The sequence below is a fragment of the Nitrosomonas communis genome, from assembly GCF_001007935.1.
GTDB lineage: Bacteria > Pseudomonadota > Gammaproteobacteria > Burkholderiales > Nitrosomonadaceae > Nitrosomonas > Nitrosomonas communis.
The window spans coordinates 1006521-1027132 of sequence record NZ_CP011451.1 but is presented as its reverse complement, the minus strand read 5'-3'; the positions used below and the strand labels follow the sequence as shown (position 1 = coordinate 1027132).

The window sequence follows — 20612 nt, the reverse complement described above, 5'->3', positions numbered from 1 at the left end:
AGCCGACAAAGTCAGGCTTGATTTAGAAATGGAATAAAGTGTAGACAAGGTATAAGGTCGCGCGTTATTTAGCATTTACCTTTTTGGATTTTTTGGCTTGTTTTAGCTCTGATTTCTTAACTCCTCTGATATTCATTCCTGCTAAAATTACTTGCATTGTAGCTAATGCCCAGGCTCTATTGGGAATAGCCCAGATAAACCATAGCAAGTTGCTTAGTAGAAAGAGCCAAAATCCCCAATTACGATTATCTTTCCTTTCTGCAGCTACATACCATGTTGCCGTGATAGTAGTAACCATGGCGAGCCATTGAATAATATTCAGTAAATCTTCTAACGAATACATATAAATGTTTAGATATAATTTTCAATGTGAATAAATTACACACTATTCAAACACTTCATCGCTGGGCACACATTACCATTATCATGGTAGTCTACGGTTTGGTGCAGCTAGGGGTTGTTTGAACAGCCAGACAGTAAGCGGGTACCATATTATTCCATTTCTACATCAAATCTGACTTTGTCGGCTTCACCTTGCCATATTATTGATACTGTCTGCAGCTTGCCTTCGCGTCATTTTTGATTTGGAAAAGGGTATTAATATTCGATGGCGCAAGCATCAACCCCAAACTACCGGGCAAATTCATAAAAGGCTTGTCAATGTTTTAAGGCATGCCCTTATCCAGTTCGTGGTGGAATGTGAAATGTGAAAATTCATCCCGCTAAATTGGGATAAAACCGAATTTTCGGATGTAGGATGTAAACAAGGCGGCAACATAAAGTTCAAAAAAAAAAGATCAAGTACATGACCTCTTTCCAGTTGGGAAAAATTCCAACTGTGGCGAGTGATTAACCCTCAACTCAAATGCTATAAATAACTACAATGTTCGCTATCGCACCGACTTATTTGTAAATTTAAAGGAACATAACAATAAAACTTCGATTGATAAATTCTAAATCGATTTTTGAGGAAAGAAACTTATAGAACATTAAATTCTTTAAGTTTCGCTTTGATTGAAATAATGTTCCTTTAAGTTTTGTTCAGTCTTTTAATTCTTCTGCAACAAAAATTTTCTATTTTATATTGCAGATGTCATTGAATAAGGAGGAATAAATCATGTTTAATTGGGCGGTTATATTTCTAATTATCGCTATTATTGCTGGCGTACTAGGTTTGACCGGAGTTGCTGGAACGTCTGCGCATATAGCATGGATTTTATTTGTAGTTGGTCTTATTATCGCAATAGTTTTCTATGTAATGGGCAGACGTCCGCCCCCCGTCTAATAGCCAGTATTGTTGGCTACAGAAGATAGCTAAGTTTTATTGAACCTTATGAAACTTAGCTATCAATAACTAATTGAACTTCTAAGATAAATTTAGTGAAATGTTTTCTGGGCTTCAGTTTTTCTTCCAACCTCAATTAGTGTAGTTGTGTAGAGATGTGGGTTATTTGCTCTGCCGCAGAATTGTTTCTTCTACACAGGTTTACTGATTAAAAATAACTCTGTTTATGATGGAGCATAGCTTATCCATTGTACGTTAATTACCCTATATGCAATTAACTTAATTTCCTTGTACCGAATACCACAGCCAGCGCATTAACAGAAACCCAAATGCTCCAATCAAAACTACTACGCCAATCACTAATAAACCTATTATTCCAACAAAAAATCGGCTGTAAGTTTTAGTTTTTTGAGGTTCTTCTACGTAATCATTCAGCAATTTAACGTTTCTATAATTAGCTTTCCAAATAAAGTCTGACATATCTCCTATCACAGGAAATATGCCCAAAAGAGCATCTATTGCGACATTGAACGCCATTTTCAGAAGAATAGATTTTGGGACTCCCATTTGAGCTGCCTGGGATATAATATGGCTTGAAATCAATGCACCAAGCGCATCACCAAGTCCCGGAAATAATCCTATCAATCCATCAATGCCAAAACGTAGCTGCGTTCCTGGAATACGGAAAGAGTTATCCATCAGCCAAGCTAGTCTATTTAATTTATTTTTTAATTGTTCTCTCTGTCTTGAAACATGCTTTTGAGAAGGTGGAGTATTTTGGTAATGGGAAAAACTGGGTTCTACAGAAGGTTCATGATCGCCCGGTCCAATATCGATGTTTTTAGGCATGTTTACTCCTTTATTATTTAATTTCTACCGCCGGGCCGTGTGAATTACTGTCCGATAGGTAGTGCGGCTGGCTAATCATTAGAATGCCGGAAAAAAGTTTGTGGTAAATAGTTCCTGCAAGTTAAGATATACTTTCTTTTCAGTAAAACCAATAGACACAATTTGCAAAACTATATGTTTGATAAGCTTCTTCTTTAGTATGATTTTTCTGGTACTACCTTGATTTCTTTGTCGGTCGTGTCAGGTACGACAATGACCTTTTCCTTTTCACTTGGTGTTTGTGGTTCGCGAGTCTCCGAATGAATGGATAAGCATCCACTCAACCCTATACCCAATATGACTAGCAAAAATAAATTTAAGCTTTTCATTGAATACTCCCTCTTTTGATATGGAGCGAAACCAATAAGAAAGATAATTTATCGTTGAAAATATGTCTGTTCGTTACCGAACATAAGTTATGATTGCATGTTTTTAGATACTTATGCTTACTTAATTCGGCTTTTTGCCAGCTATTATTTGCATAGCTTAGTTGAACTGGTTAATATCAACTTTAAAAAATACAGTTCTTCTGAAGATTGCAGTATTCTTTGTTTTTATGAAAAAATTTCAACAGACGCTTTGTGTCTAATTCTTGTTTTATTTGGGTTACCCCTATGTGTCAGGATACCTTTCACCGCAGTTGAAACCTAAAAACTTGAAGGGCGAAGTGAGAGGACATGAAGCAAAAGAGTTATTCAAAAGAATTTAAGGAATCAGTCATCAAGAAGATGATGCCACCCAATGCGGTATCTGTTCCCCAATTGTGTAAAGAAACAGGCGTATCTGATGTTACGCTGTATAAATGGAGAAAAGAATACAGGAATAGGGGGATCGCAGTGCCGGGAGATAACAGTAAAGCAGATGACTGGACAGCAGAAGATAAGCTGGCGGTTGTAATAGAAACAGCTGGTTTGAATAGCGCACAACTGAGTGAATATTGCCGCAGTAAAGGCTTGTACTCAGAACAGATTGATCAATGGAAAACGGCAGCACTGTCAGGGTATCAACGCCATGCCCAGGCTGAGAAAGAAAAGAATCGCTATCGTCAGGAAGAGCGGAAGCAGATAAAGCGTCTGGAAGCTGAACTCAGACGCAAAGAAAAAGCACTGGCAGAAACAGCCGCGCTGCTGGTGCTGTCAAAAAAGTGCGAAGCCATCTGGGGGGTGAGCGAGGAAGATTGATCTGCGCGCAGGATCGTCAGATGGCCATACAATTAATAACAGAAGCAGTGAATCAAGGTGTACGGCAACGATTGGCCTGTGAGGTGATCGGCATCAGCAGCCGCACGCTGCAATACTGGCATCACATTGGCCTGGAAGATCGTCGGCAGATAGTCGAGAAAACGCCTGCCAATAAACTCAGTGAGCAGGAAAGAAAGCATATCCTCGACGTTTGTAACAGTAAAGAATTCTGCAGCCAGACACCTAAACAGATTGTCCCTGCCCTAGCAGACAAAGCTATTTATCTGGCGTCAGAAAGCAGTTTCTACCGCATTTTACGTAATGCTGGCCAATTGCATCGCCGAGGCCGTACGGCCAATCCAGACACGACAAAGAAACCGACAACCTATATGGCAGATGGACCCAATCAGGTGTGGTCATGGGACATTACCTATCTGGCCAGTACGCTCAAAGGCGTATTCTTTTACCTGTATCTGTTCATGGATATCTATAGTCGTAAAATTGTAGGCTGGGAAGTCTATGAGAATGAATCATCGGAACGAGCTGCTGATGTTTTGCGAAAAACCCGGTTGACTGAAGTATTACCCATCCACCAGAAGGTGGTATTACATTCAGATAATGGCAGCCCGATGAAAGGGGCCACCATGCTGGTAACAATGCAGAAGCTGGGTGTTGTTCCATCATTCAGCCGCCCTTCGGTGAGTAACGATAATCCGTATTCAGAGGCATTATTCAAAACTTTGAAATATACACCTGCTTATCCATCCAAACCTTTTGAAAGTCTTGACGAGGCACGCCAATGGGTGCTGCATTTTGTTGACTGGTATAACCACTGTCATCGCCATGGCGGCATAAAATATGTGACACCAACACAGCGCCATCATGGTGATGATGTGACTCTTCTTGAACAGCGAAAACGTCTCTATGAGGAAGCGAAAAAGAAGCATCCGGAACGTTGGTCAGGCGAAACCCGAAACTGGTCACACGAATCAACAGTCAGGCTTAATCCCGGTAATACGCAACCAAAAACCACGATGGAAAAGGTTGCTTAAATAATGTATTCAGGCGAAAAGTATGTTGACACCTACCGTTACTTGTTCTTGTTTTTCTTCTGTAGCTACTTTCTTGATAGATAATTAATATAGGCAGGTCTGTAATAAAATTGGATCAGTTTGCAGTCCAGAGGTTTTTTATTTTTAGGATCATCATATTTTCCTGGCTGGCTTGATTCTTTTTTCATAATCTTTATTGGAATATCATTTCATTTGGGTTTCTGCTGCCTATGAGTGGAAGGAAGCGCCACCATTGTGCTTGATCGGCTGTTTGCTGGGGTTGCTGCAGAATAACTTCAGGTACGTTACTTCATCAGAGTAATTACCGCCAAATGGTGATGAGAGCATCACCGATTTTATGAAACTGGCCATACTCTAAATAAATGCCCAATCTCCCACTCGCTTTGCTATTGATTGTGAACAGGTAGGTTTCCATCAATATCCTGATCAATCGTGTCCTTGGATGAGCGTATTGCTTAATTGTGAGTGTTGATTGATTCAATCGGCTTGACTATGCCTTTTTGGAAATCTCAAATTCCTCTACGCTGGTAACCAAGGCCAGGATGAGAGCTATCAGTGAACCAATGATACGCTCCCAACCTGCTGCCAGTTTCTCGTTGAACAGATCGAATTCACTCAGATTATTCTGTGCTGAAACAGCAGCAATGTTTTGCGCTGGCTTGCTTCTGTGGTAGCAGTATTTTTCTGGTCAATGCCCTAAAATTTGGTATTTCCTTGTAGTTCAGCACCAATATAAATTTCGATCAATTCTTTTCGACTGTGATCTCAACGCGCCTATTCTGCTGGCGACCCTGTGAATTGTCGCTGCCGTCGGGATTGGTGTTCGGCGCAATGGGCTTAGTTTCACCGTAGCCGTAGGTTGTAATGCTTGATTCGTCAATACCCTTATTTCTAACGAGCCAGTCTTTCACTGCCTGGGCGCGCCGATTTGAAAGCTCAAGGTTTGCTTTTTGCGAGCCTCTGGAATCGGTGTGTCCTTCAATGAGTATTTTGCCCTCGGGGAACTGCGAGATCACTGTCCCCACTTTGTCGAGAATCTGCTCCGCCTTGGAATTAATCTGGGCTTTACCGAAATCAAAAACTACGTCGCCTTCAAGTTTCATGTTGACGGCTTTTTCGGTTTCCTTTAGCTGAAGTTCCTTGCGGTCGGTTTCTTCGATTTGCAGTTGTTTGCGTTGCAACTCGAGCTGTTTCTTATCCAGCTCGAGCTGCTGTTTATCTAGTTGTTTCTTATCCAACTCGAGCTGCTGCCTATCGAGCTCTAGCCGCTTCTTTTGGATCTCGAGCGGGGCTTGAGTTTCTTGCGCAAGCGCTGTAGTTAAGCATGCCCACGACAGCAGAGACGTGCAGATGAATAATTCGGTAAACGGACGAAATTGTGATAGATTCATAGTTTCTAATACCTCGAATGTTATAGAATGTACAAGTTCTGGTACCTCAGAACGGCAATGTTATTCAGAACAATTTAATGCATCTTGCAGCTTATTCAAATCAAGATCGATAATTGTTCGTTATTCCCAACTCGGCTTCTAAGCAGTCATCCATTCCATGTCCGAGTTCAAAATCTTTCTTTCGCTTCTCTATAATAAGTATTTACTAAAAACCATCTCTTGAAATACCTCTTTCAAATTAATGTCATCGTTATACTCAAGTAATAATTCATGTTTCATATTTTGTTATTTAAAGAAAGCTTTAAAGCTTCATTTATGCTTATTTAGATGGAGATTGAGGCATTTGGTTTGAATCAAACAAAAATTTAGCTATAACAGACCTCGACATAATTTGCTTTTTGAATATTATGTAACTTTAAATAGTTGATTATTTAGACAAATCAGTGTGCTGCGTGTCCGTATTTATGATTAGGCGCTAAAGAAATACTTACATAAATTACGATTATTGAGATAAGTATTGTTTCAAGCTTATGAAGCTATTCAAATACAACCTTTCTCCTCATTCATTTAATTAAAAATTTTAAGCTGAAAGCTCTGCGTAATTATTTGTAACCAAATATGATACAAATAAATTCTAATTTGTTGCTTATTTTTAGTGTATTGATTCGTCATTCTTTATTTTAAGGAATTTTTCTAATTGCTAAATAAGGTTAATGCATTAAAAAAACATAATATAGCATGTCTCCTATAAATTGATTATAATTTACAGATGACCTATCCGATATTATTTCGCCGTAAAGTATTATCCGTTCGTGAAAAGGAGAACCTCTCAATTGCGCAAGTGGCCAAGCGTTTTTGCGTAGGTGTGGCCAGCGTGATGCGTTGGATCAATACTCCTGATCCCCCAAGACAACCCGCAACAAACCTGCAATGCAACCAGGATCGACATGGAGATGTTCGCAGGACGTCATAGGTTATCCGGACGCGTATCAGTACGAGCGCATCAAACGGCTGGGAGTCAGCACTTGCGTGATCGTCATAGACAAGGCGATGTTCCACAAGCGACAGGATATCCAAATCGCCTTTGCCAATGCCGGGCATACGCTTGAATACTACCGTCTTATTCTCCAGACTTTAATGGCATTGAACCCAAATGGGCCCAGGCCAAAGCCATCAGAAAAAGGGAAGGTTGTTCCATCGAGCAGCTCTTTGCCGCTTATGAAATTTAAATCATTTTATATGGGATCTGCTATATTATTAGATGTATTATTAACTATGATAGTTTTTTGATTAAAGCAGGATACAGTAATCAAGGGATAAGTTGCCATAAGAATGTATCGTGTAAAGAACGTATAAAGAGTGGAGTTGTTATAATTGGGATGCTTACGGAATATTTTGTAGAAGTCTATTAAGAAGTAAATAAGTGAAGCTAAAGTTGGTTAATGGAAGTGCTATGATGAAAACGAATATTTTGTTGGTAAGTGGATTGGCGCTTATTCTCTTGTCTAGATGCGCGCAAATAAGCCCGATAGCGAACACTCGGAATAATGAAGATAGCGCTGAATTACATTCCATAGACCCTAATAATCAAATGCTGTAGCTAAACATTATGAAGATATGGCTAATGAGATGAAATTGAAACTGCGGGCTAAGAAGAAACTGCTCGCAGAATATGAAGAACATAGTTACTATTATATTATGGACGAAAAGGACAAAACCTTCAGTCCCATACCACCGCTAATATCCGATATTTAGAAAATTCTATCAAAGAAAATATGAAACAAGCAGCCATCCATAGAAAAATGGCACTAGATGAACAAAAACGATCTCTCAGCTTATTTAATGAATGAACAGAATAAATTCTCATAAACTTTCGATAAAGTAAATACTCATTTGGAAGAAAGCATTCATGTTCTAGCTGTTCGAAATGCTAAAAAATAGGTCGCATATCAATTACCGATACGCGGCCTTTTTAGTATTTGCTTGCAGTTTCCAGTTAAGCTATTCCATTTTTAAATCAAAAGTGACTTTGTCGGCTTCACCTTGACGTATTATTCATACTGTTTGCGGCTCGCCTCCCCGTCAATTTTGATTGGGATATGGAATTAGCCAGTCACCTTTAATTCCTGTTATCTTATTTTGTCTATTTGACGGCACACTTCAACTCATCTTGCCAATGAAGCGTTCTGTTCGCTCAAAATTCAGTGTTAGAAAAACATTCAAAAGAATTCTACGCATGAGAATCGATTCCGATGATATTTTGCCAATCTTTGCCGTAGGCTTGTAGTGCTTGGCGCAAGTGGAAAAAATTGATGAAAGTGGTGAGTGCAGTTATGGTGTACCCAATCGCGAGCGCGCACTAAGCCACTACTAATTGATAAAGATGTGCTTAAATAAAAAGAAGTTGATATAAAAAGAGAGGCACATATGCACTATATACTGGCGATGGATCAGGGCACTACGAGTTCGCGTGCGATCGTGTTCGATGATGACGTGCGCATTCACGCTATTGCGCAGCAGGAATATCGGCAGCTGTATCCGCAGCCGGGCTGGGTCGAGCACGATCCGCAAAATATTTGGCAAAGCCAGCTAGCGGTAGCGCAGCAGGCACTTGTCAAAGCAGGTATCACTGCGCGCGATGTCACAGCAATTGGCATTACGAATCAGCGCGAGACGACATTATTGTGGGATCGGCATACTGGTGAGCCAATCGGCAATGCTATTGTCTGGCAGGATCGCCGCACGGCGGATTTCTGTGCGCAATTAAAATCACAGCATGGGCAATTATTTCGCAAGCGCACGGGGTTGCTGCTTGATCCGTACTTTTCTGCAACTAAGCTCGCATGGTTGCTTGATCATTATGAGGGCACACGCAAGCGCGCGGAAAATGGTGAGCTTGCTTTCGGCACAGTCGATACGTGGCTGCTGTGGAATTTGACGCGCGGTAAAATGCACGTCACTGATGTCACGAATGCATCGCGCACACTGCTGTTCGATATTCATCGCAATCGCTGGGACGATGAATTGCTCGATGTGTTTAATATTCCTGCACAAGTATTGCCACAGGTTTATGCTTCGAGCGCTGATTATGGTTACACCGCACCCGATTTATTCGGTGCATCAATTTTGATTGGAAGCGTCGCGGGCGATCAGCAGGCCGCATTGTTTGGGCAGGCATGTCATGCGCCTGGCATGGTGAAAAATACTTACGGCACAGGCTGCTTCATGCTTATGCAAACAGGTGAACATGCCTGCGAATCGCAGCATGGTTTGCTCACAACAAGCGCGGCACAACTTGATAAGCAACCGGTGTTTGCACTTGAAGGCAGTGTGTTTATCTGTGGTGCTGTCATTCAATGGTTGCGCGATAGTCTCAGTATTATCAAAAATTCGGCAGAAATCGAAACGCTTGCAACATCGGTACCTGATAGCGGTGGTGTGTATTTTGTGCCCGCATTCACGGGCCTTGGCTCGCCACATTGGGACCCGCACGCACGTGGTGCGATTTTTGGTTTAACGCGTGGTACTACCCACGCACATATCGCACGCGCTGCACTCGAAGCCATCGGTTATCAGTCCGCTGAATTATTACTCGCAATGCAAAAGGACGCCGCACTTCCGATCAAAGAATTGCGCGTTGATGGCGGGGCAGCGGTGAATAATTTACTTATGCAGCATCAAGCCGATTTACTTGGCGTCCCCGTCGTACGTCCACGCATTATCGAAACCACTGCGCTTGGTACTGCATATCTTGCGGGATTGACTGCAGGTATATGGAATAGCATCGAAGAAATCGCCGAGCATTGGCAGACCGATCGCATCTTCGAGCCGATGATTTCGCGTGATGAAGCAGCGCAGAGCATGTTCAATTGGAGTAGGGTAGTAAGGGGGTGTAATCCGTGGGGAAGGGATTAATATGGTGGCGCAATCGATCGCTTCACAAAAAGCGGGGCCCATATACGTCTGTCTATTTCTCACCACAGAATTTGGCATACTTCAATATGAAGCGCTATTTTCGATTAACAGACTTAAACAAAATAAACGGAATTAGATACAACTACAACGAAAAATCGCAATAAATACCTTACTTGATAGGGCTAGCTCTAATTTTTATTCCACAATTGCTGCGAAAATATGTACGCTTCGGTGGTATATTTTCTGTTATTTGCAATTTTTCCTCTTCGAAATATACCATGAGCAAACGATTCATTATAGAGACCCCACTCAACGCCTCCGCAACCAGAATCCGAAGCAATAATACGGGCAAAACTCGCAGCTAGCCGGGCTGTGTCCATAAAGCCGGGAAATTAAAGCGAAGAATCAGCGCTGACACATATTGAATTAATCTTTTTAGCGTAGTAATCCGCTAGAGGCGGCAAGGCGCGCAGAAGAAACAAGCGGCGTCAGAGCTTGAGGAATAAAGTTGGAATGTCGCGCTGGAGAAGACCGACACATCACTGGTGCTAATCCGCCCGTTTTTTAGCGTGGTCATGGGTCACGTCGGCGACATTGGTGAGTCCGTGGCAACGGACATCCCGTTTGAAAGAGTGAGTACAACGACGTACCTGAACCAGCGCGACATTCCAATAGAGATAATGGAGGATGTCATGGCAAAGTTCAAGCGAAGTAAATTGGAGTTAATCCATCCGAATGCAGCGGGGATTGATATTGGCTCTGCGAGCCATTTTGTGGCGGTACCGCCGGATCGAGATAACAAGCCGGTAAGGGAATTCAAGAGTTTCACCGCAGACCTGAATGGTTTAGCGGACTGGTTAGAGGCCTGTGAAATTGACACTGTGGCAATGGAATCGACGGGGGTATACTGGATTCCACTGTATGAACTTTTGGAGTCGCGCGGGCTGACTGTGTATCTAGTAAATGCGCGGCACGTCAGAAATGTTTCTGGCCGGAAGTCGGATGTACTGGACTGCCAATGGTTACAGCAACTGATGAGCTTTGGGTTGTTGTCTGGCGCATTCCGTCCGAAAGATGAGATATGTGCACTACGAGCCATATCTCGTCAACGCGATATGCTGATCCGTTATCAGGCGCGACATGTGCAACATATGCAAAAGGCTCTGGCGCAAATGAACATACAATTGGCGAACGTGATTTCGGATATTGTGGGCGAAACCGGTCAAAAGATCGTTCGTGCCATCATTACTGGTGAGAGAGATGGGCACATCCTGGCGAATCTCAAGAGCAATCGCATCCGGGCTGGCAAAGACGAGATTGAGAAATCGTTAATCGGGAATTGGCGGGAAGAACACCTGTTTGCACTCAAGCAAGCGATGTCACTCTATGACGCCTACAGCGAACGACTCACCGAATGTGACCGGCAGCTTGAAACCATGCTGGCGGCACTTCAGGTGCACAAGGTAGAGATCTGCCAGAAGAAGCGCCGCTCCAATGTCAAGAACGCTCCCAAATTTGATTTGCGTGCCCATCTGATTGGCATGTGTGGGGTTGATTTGACGCGAATTGACGGCATCGAAGTGACGACTGCGATGAAAGTCCTGAGTGAAGTGGGCGCTGACATGAGCAGGTTCAAGAGTGCGAAGCAGTTTGCCTCGTGGCTTGGGTTGTGTCCTGGAACAAAGATATCGGGCGGAAAAGTGCTATCGGGGGCAAGCAAGCGCACAGCGAACCGTGCGGCTCAGGCACTGCGCATGGCGGCAGTTTCATTGAAATCCAGCCAGTCTGCACTGGGTGCCTATTACAGAAGATTATGTGGCAGACTCGACAAGGCAAAGGCAATCACAGCGACAGCACACAAACTGGCGCGCTTGATCTACACGATGCTAACGAAAGGAACCGAGTACGTCGATAAAGGGCAGGAGTACTATGAGGAGCGATATCGTCAACGCGTGTTGCATCATCTGACTGTTCGCGCTCGGAAGCTGGGGTTTAATCTTACCCCTGTTCCTGAGGCTACTTAATATTTGCTGTAAAATCATTGTGTTACATTTGTTTCTTGAAAGTGTGAATTGTATATCTACCTAAAATAGGAAATACCTCAAGGTAAAGATTATTCTGGCTAACAGATAAAGGTTAACATTTCCAACTACGCCAAAATTAATAAAGGAAAGATAAAATTTGTATAAGGAAAAGCAGTAATGACTTGTTTTATACACACGGCAGACTGGCAGCTAGGTAAACCTTTTGGCAATATTAGTGATCAGCATAAACGATCTTTAGCCCAACGGACTCGATTAGATGTCCTCAAACGCATTAGCGATCTTGTGAAAGAATATCAAGCTAGTTTTGTTTTAGTGGCGGGGGATCTCTTTGATTCTAATACACCTGATAAGTCCACGGTGGCTGCCGCTTGTAGCGCTATTGGCCAGATGGAAGTGCCCGTGATCGTGATTCCGGGCAATCATGACCATGCAGGTGCGGGTAGTATTTGGGAACAGGCATTTTTTTTAAGAGAACAATCAGCACTAGCTCCCAATTTACACATTCTCTTGGGGAATAAAGCGCTGGAACTGGATTATGCCGTAATTTATCCATGTCCATTAAAAAATCGATCACATGCAGATGATCCATCGGCATGGTTGCGTGACTCAGAAGTATTCCGGGCAGCTCTATCAAATAAAGCCCGTATCGTCATGGCACATGGCAGTACTCAGGTATTTCAAAGTGAAGGCGATGATGAGGAAACCACTATTTTATCCTCAAATCGTATCGATATTGATCGCTTACCTATGGATGAAATTGATTACATTGCCCTTGGCGACTGGCACGGGACCAAGCAGGTTGGATTGAAAGCCTGGTATTCTGGTACACCGGAAGTTGATCGTTTTCCTAAAAGTGAAGAAAATCAACCGGGCCAAACGCTTATCGTTCAAAGCAAACGAGGAGAAAACCCGATTGTAAAGGTTGTTGCTACTGGCCACTTAAACTGGCAGGAAGCCACTTTTGAATTCAGCAACGACGACAGTATCGAGCAATTTGCCAGGCAAATGAACGATCTTCTTAGCCAGCGCGTCAATGAAGATTTATTAAAGCTGACCCTGGCTGGTTCTCTAGGAATTGCCGCAACCTCCCGGCTTGATGCATTAATCGAATCCCTTGAGGCTCGGCTTTTGCGGCTGAAACTAAAGAACAATGTATCTATTGCTCCATCAGAGGATGAACTCGACCAGCTAATGCACAGCATTTCAGATCCATTAATCTCAAGCGTTGCACAGCAACTACTCGCTCAAAATAATCAGGCAGATAGTGAGACAGCCGTCATCGCGTCCTTGGCACTGAGAATGCTGCACTCGGCAGCTCCATGAGCTTTGTTCATGAAATTGATTTCTGCAACCGTTCGTAATTATCGAATACATCGTGAGACCACAGTCCGGTTTGATGAACATCGGTCATTGATTGGTGGTGTTAATGAATCTGGCAAAAGCACTTTAATTGAGGCCATACACCGCGGATTGTTTCTTAAAGCCCGTGTCACTGGCGATACGCAAAAAAGCATGATGTCGCTTCATCATGCGGGTCATCCAGAAGTGGATATTGAATTCTCAGTCGCCGGAAAGACCTTCAGAGTCAACAAACGATTCAGCGGACAAAGTGGAATTACCCAGCTTGTCGAGGTTGGCGGAAATGTCTGGCATGGTGAAGAGGCAGAATCCGAACTGAACAGACTTCTCAAAGTGGATGATAAGGGCGGTGGGCGTGGATTAACCGAACGTATCATGCAGCAATGGGCTCATTTGTGGGTCTGGCAAGGGAAAAGCGGCAATGATCCCACCCGGGATGCAGCTTCAGAACACCATGCTATCTTGCAACGTCTGCAGAATGGAAGTAGCGCAGCTATCATGCAGTCTGATCGAGATTCCCGTGTAGCTGCCTATTTTGCACGCCAATACGAGCAAGTTTTTACGCAAAATGGCAAATTCAGAGCGGGCTCGGAGGCGAATGAAGCCGAAAAAGCATGTATCGAAGCAGAAGAAAAAGAACGCATGTGTAAAGAGCGTATGCAACGGCTTGAGCAAGCAACCTTGGATTTTGAAAGTTCGGAACAAACCATTGCTGAAGCTGATGCTGAATTAAGTCAATTAGGACAGCAGAAAAAAAAGATTGATAGTAACATCGAGCAAGTCAAGCAATTACAAAGTCTAAAAAATCAGCAAATTGATACCTATACTCGTGAGGAGCAGCAGGAGAAGGAATTGCAGCAAGCTAACCAGACAATTCTGGACTTAAGAGGTGAGCTCAATCAACGTACTGCTGAATTAGCGCCCAAGCGGGATAAATCAAACCGATTGCAACTAGCACTTGCCGAACTTAAGCAGCGAGTTACCCAAGCATCAGAAAAATATCAATTGACTATCCAGAAAGCTCGCGCTATACGACAACAGCATGACTTGGCTCAGCTTTGGGTGGCTCGATTCGAATTCCAAGATCATTCCGATACACTATCTACAAAACACCAGAAAGTACAGCAGCAACAAAATGAAATCGAGCGATATAAAGAAGCATTGAACAAATTATCTCCAATCAATGAAAACGCTTTGCAGTCCATGCGTGAAATTCAAGAGCAATTAAGTGGAGCACAGGCGGCGTTAAAAGCGATGGCAGTCGGTATCGAAGTGATTGCGTCTGAGCATGTGATCCGCGTGGGCGAAGAAGAAGCAAAATCTGGTAACAGCTTCCATCTCAATGCACCCACTGACATCTGGCTTGATAATTTAACTCATCTACGCATACAACCAGGGGGTGGGGGAAGTCTGGAAACCACACGGCAGCAAGTACAAACCCTACAAAAACAATTGAACAGCACATTAGATAGCTACGCAATTGAATCCCTTGAGCAGGCTGCGACCATAATAGCTAAACGTAATCAGATCGAACAAAAAATTTCAACTCTCCAGAGTGCCCTGAAAATATTGGATGATGGCAAGCTGAACGAGGACTATATCCATATTAAAGATAAGCTGAGCAAGGTAACGGCCGAAATAAACCGACGCGCCGAACAGCTGCCTGAATATATTGCGCCGGCAACGCGGTCGGAGGCTGCTGATTATTTTGATAACCTGCGGTATAAACTACAACAGGCTGATACGGAAGAATTCGAAACAAAAGCAGAGCATGACATACTGGCAAAACAATTTCACCAAGCTGAGTTGGACTTTCAGACAGGCATTAGCGATCTTACGACAAATGACCAGCAGATTACCGAGAAACAAGTCAGACTGAATTTAGCGTTGGAAATGTATGGTGATGATGCCCATCGTGCAAAACTGTTGCAACAGACCCAATACGCTAAACAACAAACCAAAGTACGTCTGGAGCAAACCTGCCAAGCTCTGGAAACTTTGCAACCGGAGCAACTTGAGCGAGACCAAATGCGTATCGAACGCGCATTAGCCATGCAGGAACAAAGCCGGCAAGCAGCTATCATGCAACGTGCTGTTAGTCAGGCTGCATTACGTCTGGATGGTTCTGAAGATCCCCAGGCAGCCTGGTCTATGGCACATGCACGATTGCAAAATGCGCGCGAGCAATTTACACATGTCAAACGTAAGGCCGAAGCTATCAAACTGCTGCATCAATTGTTTCAGCAACAGCAAAAACAACTTTCTGATCGATTCAGTCAACCCCTTGCAGACAAAATTTCAGCTTATCTACAAGGATTATATGGCGCCGGAACCAAGGTTTCGATCACCATGGATGAGGGTAAATTCCGTGACATTCAGGTTATTCGACCAAGTGATACTGTTTCTCTATCTTTCGATAGTCTCAGTGGTGGTACCCGAGAACAAGTCGCTGCTGCAGTTCGCTTAGCCATGGCCGAACTTTTGGCTGCTGACCACGATGGCAAGTTACCGATTGTGTTTGATGATGCCTTTGCTTATTCTGATCCGGAGCGTGTCAGAACACTTCAGCGTATGCTGGATTTAGCTGCTGAACGCGGATTGCAAGTCATCATACTGAGCTGCAATCCGGCTGACTATGCCGGTTTGGGTGCTCAATTAACTCGGCTAGATGAATGCTCCTCAACGTAGTTGAATAATTATATTGATTCCATCAAATAGTGATTACTAAATCATACCCACTTTTTGCAAGTAATAATTCAGTCATTGGGTGCATCTACAATAAGGTCGCTTTCCACTGATTTCACGCCGTCCTGACTTTGGGCAACCTCGATAGCTCTGTCAATAATTTGCTGGGAATCCACTGTACCGCTCAGCTGTACTATGCCATCAACCGTAGTCACTTTAATATCAGCTATCTTAAGCATGGGGTCATCTAAAATGGCCGTCTTAACTTTCATAGTAATAACCGAATCATCAGAATATTGAGCGCCTTCTTCAGTTTTCTCCTCAAGTTTACTTTCTGTTTCTTTTGTTGTTTGCTCAACCTTTTGTTCGGCACTATCTGGTATATATACAATAAGGTCGCTTTCCACTGATTTCACGCCGTCCTGATTTTGGGTAACCTCGATAGCTCTGTCGATACTTTGCTGGGAATCCACTGTACCGCTCAGCTGTACTACGCCATCAACCGTAGTCACTTTAATATCAGTTACCTTAAGCAGGGAGTCATTTAAAATAGCGGCCTTAACTTTCATGGTAATAAATGAATCATCGAGGTACTGAGCACCTTTTTCAGTTTTCTCGACTATTGTCTCTTTTACCTCCTCAAGTTTACTGTTTGTTTCTTCTGTTCCCTGCTCAATCTTCTGCTCAGTATTCTCAGGTACATATACAATAAGGGTGCTTTGCACAGATTTCACGCCATCCTGACTTTGAGCTACCTCAATCGCTCTGTCGATGCTTTGCTGGGAGTCCACTGTACCGCTCAGCTGTACTAGGCCATCAACCGTAGTCACTTTAATATCAGTTACCTTAAGCAGGGAGTCATTTAAAATGGCTGCCTTAACTTTCATGGTAATAAACGAATCATCGAGGTACTGAGCACTTTCTTCAGTTTTCTCAACTATCGTTTCCTTTATCTCCTCAAGTTTACTTTCTGTTTTTTCTGTTCCCTGCTCAACCTTTTGTTCAGTATGCTCAGCTGAACGATCTATCTCTTTTCCAGTTTTTTCTGTTGAGCCTTCTTTTTGACAACTAGCCAATCCTAGGATTGCAAATAAGCTAATGATCATAGAAAGTTTTTTAGTTGAAATAGCTAACCTATACTCATGCGTTAATTTCATAGCTTCTTCCTTAAGTTGATAATTTGTTTCCAAAAAATATATATCGCTCCTGTATAAGCACTCAATACTCAAATGTGTAATAAATAAGATGGTAGAGAAAAGAATCTCGCAAATTAAATTCAGCACATTTAAATTTTGATCAAACTATGACAGGAGTGAGAGTGCCAAGCACAGTTTCTCACTATTAACTTAGATATAAGACCTTCGAAAAATAAATTGAACTGCACTACATATGACGAATATAACCTATCTCTAAATTGATTATGTGAGGAAGCTGATAAGCACTAAATTTCTACATAATAAAGTTAGACGGGTGGTGGACGTCTTCCTATTAACCAGAAGATGATGGCAAGAACAATTCCAACTACAAACAAAATCCAGGCCATATCCATCGCCATCCCCATTACCCCGGTCGCCCCTAAAATAGCTGCAATTATTGCGATAACTAAAAAAACAACTGCGAGGTTTAACATGGTAATTCTCCTTACTTTTAGTTCCAAATTAGATGTAGCAACATATAATTAAATATATGATCATATTGGATGATGATTCAAAATGTAGCGGTATAATTCGTTGATAAAAATAGAACTCACCAAATTAATCACCGGATAAGAAAAAAATCTCATACCTAAGGTAATTTATAGAAAATGAGCATTTATTAAATAGTGATAGTGCTCTTCTTGCTATTCCTCATAGGTAAGCGAGAAATCGAAAAATGGGTAATCTATTTTGATTCTGGTGAGTAAGCAGTACACCAACCTTGAGGACTGATACTGCCTTCTACTACTTTACATTCGCCATCAGCCTCAGGTGTTTTACCTGGAATGAACTGTATGCAATTACTGCATTTCTCATTCCCATTCGGCTTATCTTGATACTTCATTAACTCTTTCGCTGCTTTTGCTGCTTCTGCTTTATCAATTAAAGTGCCCATTAAAGGAAGAGTGGCACCAAACGCTATAATCTTTATTACCTGACGACGGGAGAACTTCTTTTGATCATACTTCATAGTCTCTCCTCAGATTTGTTTTATTTAATTCAACAGCTAATATTGATAAGATCTTGCTCCTTGCAATACAACGCAACGGCAACGTTTTCGGATTAAGCGAGGAATTTCAGATAGCTTTGCTGTTAATCTAAGCTCAACGCGTCAGTTCGCATGTTATCTATAAATATAAAAGCAACAATAACACAACACTACGTGAACGTGATCTACAAAATAGAATCGCCAATATCTGCTCTCCCATCTATGTATATCCATAATTTTCAAAACTGATTCAGCTTTATTTAGTAATGATGTTAAGAGATAACAAATAGAGGAGCAATAATGCATTTGTATACAATTTGTATTCTTCGGCTAGGAAGATTAAAAGTAGCTAGTTGTCTTCTTAGTTACCAGCCGATCGGGCTAATCGACCGTTTTTTGTATTGCGACTTAACCAGCTATGGATGATGCTAGTGTAACGCTGCAAGTGGCGTAAGAGATGGAGATGTTTAACCTTATAATCGGCTCGTAGAAGCAGGTTGCATACCACCATAATTGGCACTGGTGACGCAACACCTGGGTACACGGCGATAGATCGGTACTGTTGAATTGGTTCAGTCACTATTGATTGCTGGAGCCGATTGGTTATATCCCAACGGCAGAGTTGAAAATACATATTGCTGCGCAACAAAAAGTATCAGGTATTATAACTCGGCCCAAATTATTAAGTTTCTAGAAAAACCTTGGACGGTTTGCATTGACTAAAACTTATTACTAGGGAATCTGGGATCAGGCCAGAAGACGAATACGTCTTGTCGTGCAATCTTAATTTATTTGAGGAGAAATGTATGCTTGTAACATTTTCAACTGATGCTTATGCCGACATAACTATGTTTGGTGATATTGCCTTTACCATGCTCGAAATGATGGGTCATAGCAAAACTGTTCCCGGTGCTATTTTGGCAGAAGATGTTCCTGAGGCGCTAAATCGATTAAAAGCTGCTATTGACGCAGAAAAGGCTTCACCACAAGTTGAAGACCAGGATGAAGATGAGCGGGTTGTGAATCTAGCTGATAGAGCATTGCCATTGATTGATCTACTTACTGCCGCAGCAAAAGCTGAGTCTAACGTAATGTGGAAATAAATCTTTATATCTTCATTATCTGATAGTGATAATGATTTTGTTATAATTAATGAATGACAAGGCTTAGAATCTAGAATTCTTAAGATAAATTAACGGGATAATTTTAGAAGGGTATTTTAAAACCCTTTCTGTAATTTTTGCTGCCAAATTTCCTTAAATAAAAAAATTAAATTAATTCGGTTATTCATTAGGCCGCTTGGATGGGTATTTATAGGGCACTCAAAGATAGAAAATCCACAAAATGCAACAAACAAGAATAAAGCTAACGAATGGATGGATATTTATTTTTCCTAGCTCTCTTTTCATTTGCCGAAGACCAGTGGAGAAACTCGGTCTATTGCCTTTCCTTACAGGAGATCTTCGGTATGAGCATAAAAAACTTATGTTGCTTCCAGTAGTTTATTTGTTAGTGGCAATTATCCATGCTGCCAGTTTCTTCGTTCCAAATATTTCCATCTACTATATAGAGAGAACCAATTTACTGAAATCACTTGGCTGCGACAGTTCAGACAGTACGCATTCACGTCACTCTTAACCCAGATGACGGGATTGGAATATGCGTTGTCTCCAGTTTTGTTAACTCCATACTAGTTAATTGTTCAGCTTGGCATAAGATATGTATTTTTGTACGAGTACCGTACATTCCAGGGTTAAATCCACGAGAGGATCGAGAGTCGCATTCTACGATCTGACCAACCGGCCCCAGGAAGCTAACCGTTACCGAGAATAAAAAATATGAAAACACAAAGGCTCAAAAATCGGCACGGAGACCAATAGATGGTCAGATAAGATGGTCAGATAAATTTGCGGTAACCCTGAACAACTATCTGCAGGCCGTTTATTTACGAGAGCTCTGCGCTCGTGCTGCACCGATGGCAGTATGCACATCCTTTTTCTCTTCAGGCGGAGGCAGGACAGCTTTCATGCCCAGAGAACTGATCCAGAGCTCACGACACCAGCCCATAGTGTGATAAAGATGCTCATCTTCTTCATCTTCTACCTGGTCATATGCGTTTTTGAGCACCTTGGCCTCGGTACTTTTTGCTTTTTTTGCAACCTCACCAATGAGCTTCCAGTTCTGGTGGTCTTTGGTCTCCGCCATAACTACGCATTCACAGGCAACAAGCTCAGCAGCTTTAGGATCACCTGCTTCAAGAGCCATTTTCATTGCCTTTACCAGCGATTCACTAATATGGCGAACCACTTCTCGTCCCGGTGTTTCTTCATCAGAATCCAGACCCAGCTCCTGGAAAACATCCAGCAGGATTTGATAGTGTTTTTTTGTTTGTTCCAGGTACTCTTCCCATTCCTCCTTTAGGTCTTCTTCTACCGCGCAACGAAGCGCCATTTGATAGACTTCGATACCGCCTTTCTCTGTTTCCAAAGCTTGGTACAAGAGTTCGTTCTTCTGGTCTTCTTTCATTGAAATGCCTCCTTGTAAAGATAGCACCTCTGTCAACCATAATATCATATCTGTTGCTATACTTAATGGCTGATGAGGTT

16 protein-coding genes are annotated in these 20612 nt (G+C 42.3%); 9 read left to right on the top strand and 7 right to left on the bottom strand.

Translation table 11 applies throughout. The features are described 5' to 3' along the window. Nucleotides 1–64: 64 nt before the first annotated feature. Entirely contained in the window at nt 65–343 is a 279-nt protein-coding gene (locus AAW31_RS04500) for a hypothetical protein (RefSeq protein WP_046849331.1), read from the bottom strand. Nucleotides 344–1117: 774 nt separating this feature from the next. Between AAW31_RS04500 and AAW31_RS19550 the strand changes: the two genes are divergently transcribed. Further along, a complete protein-coding gene (locus AAW31_RS19550; protein ID WP_046849330.1) occupies nt 1118–1285 on the top strand; it encodes a DUF1328 domain-containing protein in 168 nt (55 codons plus the stop codon). 279 nt (nt 1286–1564) lie between these two features. Here AAW31_RS19550 and AAW31_RS04490 read toward each other — a convergent pair whose 3' ends face one another. Continuing rightward, nucleotides 1565–2134: a DUF4112 domain-containing protein gene (locus AAW31_RS04490; protein WP_082110338.1), complete on the bottom strand. Its 570-nt coding sequence runs from the start codon at nt 2132–2134 to the stop codon at nt 1565–1567. A gap of 716 nt (nt 2135–2850) precedes the next feature. On the opposite strand from AAW31_RS04490, the gene AAW31_RS04480 reads away from it, so the two are divergent. After that, nucleotides 2851–4406 (top strand): IS3 family transposase gene (locus tag AAW31_RS04480; protein ID WP_144412845.1). Its coding sequence is split into 2 segments (ribosomal slippage): nt 2851–3310 and nt 3310–4406, totalling 1557 coding nucleotides; the frame shifts between segments, so codons are not numbered across the junction. 764 nt (nt 4407–5170) lie between these two features. Here AAW31_RS04480 and AAW31_RS04475 read toward each other — a convergent pair. Then, nucleotides 5171–5818 carry an OmpA family protein gene (locus AAW31_RS04475; RefSeq protein ID WP_052752073.1) on the bottom strand — a complete coding sequence of 216 codons (648 nt, stop codon included), beginning with the start codon at nt 5816–5818 and terminating at the stop codon, nt 5171–5173. A gap of 769 nt (nt 5819–6587) precedes the next feature. On the opposite strand from AAW31_RS04475, the gene AAW31_RS21735 reads away from it, so the two are divergent. The 6 genes from AAW31_RS21735 to AAW31_RS04450 all read left to right on the top strand — a co-directional run bounded on the left by AAW31_RS21735 (nt 6588) and on the right by AAW31_RS04450 (nt 15825). After that, on the top strand, nt 6588–6791 hold the full coding sequence (locus AAW31_RS21735) for a helix-turn-helix domain-containing protein (RefSeq protein WP_200899656.1): 204 nt from the start codon (nt 6588–6590) through the stop codon (nt 6789–6791). After that, on the top strand, nt 6749–7108 hold the full coding sequence (locus tag AAW31_RS21730; protein ID WP_046849328.1) for a hypothetical protein: 360 nt from the start codon (nt 6749–6751) through the stop codon (nt 7106–7108). The genes AAW31_RS21735 and AAW31_RS21730 overlap by 43 nt, the downstream gene beginning before the upstream one ends. Nucleotides 7109–8245: 1137 nt before the next feature. After that, nucleotides 8246–9733, top strand: a complete 1488-nt coding sequence (glpK, locus tag AAW31_RS04465; RefSeq protein ID WP_046849327.1) for a glycerol kinase GlpK — start codon at nt 8246–8248, stop codon at nt 9731–9733. A 692-nt stretch (nt 9734–10425) separates the two neighbouring features. Further along, a complete protein-coding gene (locus AAW31_RS04460) occupies nt 10426–11757 on the top strand; it encodes an IS110 family RNA-guided transposase (RefSeq protein WP_046848944.1) in 1332 nt (443 codons plus the stop codon). A gap of 177 nt (nt 11758–11934) precedes the next feature. Then, a complete protein-coding gene (locus AAW31_RS04455) occupies nt 11935–13101 on the top strand; it encodes a metallophosphoesterase family protein (protein WP_046849326.1) in 1167 nt (388 codons plus the stop codon). 9 nt (nt 13102–13110) lie between these two features. After that, nucleotides 13111–15825 (top strand): AAA family ATPase, encoded by a 2715-nt coding sequence (locus AAW31_RS04450; protein ID WP_046849325.1) that lies wholly within the window; start codon nt 13111–13113, stop codon nt 15823–15825. A gap of 68 nt (nt 15826–15893) precedes the next feature. On the opposite strand, the gene AAW31_RS22550 is transcribed toward AAW31_RS04450, so the two are convergent. The 3 genes from AAW31_RS22550 to AAW31_RS04430 all read right to left on the bottom strand — a co-directional run bounded on the left by AAW31_RS22550 (nt 15894) and on the right by AAW31_RS04430 (nt 17988). Beyond that, nucleotides 15894–17012 carry a BON domain-containing protein gene (locus AAW31_RS22550; RefSeq protein ID WP_144412844.1) on the bottom strand — a complete coding sequence of 373 codons (1119 nt, stop codon included), beginning with the start codon at nt 17010–17012 and terminating at the stop codon, nt 15894–15896. Nucleotides 17013–17284: 272 nt separating this feature from the next. Beyond that, a complete protein-coding gene (locus AAW31_RS19540) occupies nt 17285–17452 on the bottom strand; it encodes a DUF1328 domain-containing protein (RefSeq protein WP_046849324.1) in 168 nt (55 codons plus the stop codon). A 251-nt stretch (nt 17453–17703) separates the two neighbouring features. Further along, nucleotides 17704–17988: a high-potential iron-sulfur protein gene (locus AAW31_RS04430; protein WP_046849323.1), complete on the bottom strand. Its 285-nt coding sequence runs from the start codon at nt 17986–17988 to the stop codon at nt 17704–17706. A gap of 824 nt (nt 17989–18812) precedes the next feature. Between AAW31_RS04430 and AAW31_RS04425 the strand changes: the two genes are divergently transcribed. Further along, nucleotides 18813–19109, top strand: coding sequence for a DUF1840 domain-containing protein (locus tag AAW31_RS04425; RefSeq protein WP_046849322.1), 297 nt, complete (start codon nt 18813–18815; stop codon nt 19107–19109). 838 nt (nt 19110–19947) lie between these two features. On the opposite strand, the gene AAW31_RS04420 is transcribed toward AAW31_RS04425, so the two are convergent. Next, complete coding sequence (locus AAW31_RS04420; protein ID WP_046849321.1) at nt 19948–20532, bottom strand: hypothetical protein; 585 nt, start codon at nt 20530–20532, stop codon at nt 19948–19950. Nucleotides 20533–20612: the final 80 nt, after the last annotated feature.

Bases quoted from the DNA above. Each gene is read 5' to 3' on its own strand.
- AAW31_RS04430 (WP_046849323.1), bottom strand. From the start codon at position 17,988: ATGAAGTATGATCAAAAGAAGTTCTCCCGTCGTCAGGTAATAAAGATT.
- AAW31_RS21735 (WP_200899656.1), top strand. From the start codon at position 6,588: ATGACCTATCCGATATTATTTCGCCGTAAAGTATTATCCGTTCGTGAA.
- AAW31_RS19550 (WP_046849330.1), top strand. From the start codon at position 1,118: ATGTTTAATTGGGCGGTTATATTTCTAATTATCGCTATTATTGCTGGC.
- AAW31_RS19540 (WP_046849324.1), bottom strand. From the start codon at position 17,452: ATGTTAAACCTCGCAGTTGTTTTTTTAGTTATCGCAATAATTGCAGCT.
- AAW31_RS04460 (WP_046848944.1), top strand. From the start codon at position 10,426: ATGGCAAAGTTCAAGCGAAGTAAATTGGAGTTAATCCATCCGAATGCA.
- AAW31_RS04420 (WP_046849321.1), bottom strand. From the start codon at position 20,532: ATGAAAGAAGACCAGAAGAACGAACTCTTGTACCAAGCTTTGGAAACA.
- glpK (WP_046849327.1), top strand. From the start codon at position 8,246: ATGCACTATATACTGGCGATGGATCAGGGCACTACGAGTTCGCGTGCG.
- AAW31_RS21730 (WP_046849328.1), top strand. From the start codon at position 6,749: ATGCAACCAGGATCGACATGGAGATGTTCGCAGGACGTCATAGGTTAT.
- AAW31_RS04450 (WP_046849325.1), top strand. From the start codon at position 13,111: ATGAAATTGATTTCTGCAACCGTTCGTAATTATCGAATACATCGTGAG.
- AAW31_RS04425 (WP_046849322.1), top strand. From the start codon at position 18,813: ATGCTTGTAACATTTTCAACTGATGCTTATGCCGACATAACTATGTTT.
- AAW31_RS04475 (WP_052752073.1), bottom strand. From the start codon at position 5,818: ATGAATCTATCACAATTTCGTCCGTTTACCGAATTATTCATCTGCACG.
- AAW31_RS04455 (WP_046849326.1), top strand. From the start codon at position 11,935: ATGACTTGTTTTATACACACGGCAGACTGGCAGCTAGGTAAACCTTTT.
- AAW31_RS04490 (WP_082110338.1), bottom strand. From the start codon at position 2,134: ATGCCTAAAAACATCGATATTGGACCGGGCGATCATGAACCTTCTGTA.
- AAW31_RS04500 (WP_046849331.1), bottom strand. From the start codon at position 343: ATGTATTCGTTAGAAGATTTACTGAATATTATTCAATGGCTCGCCATG.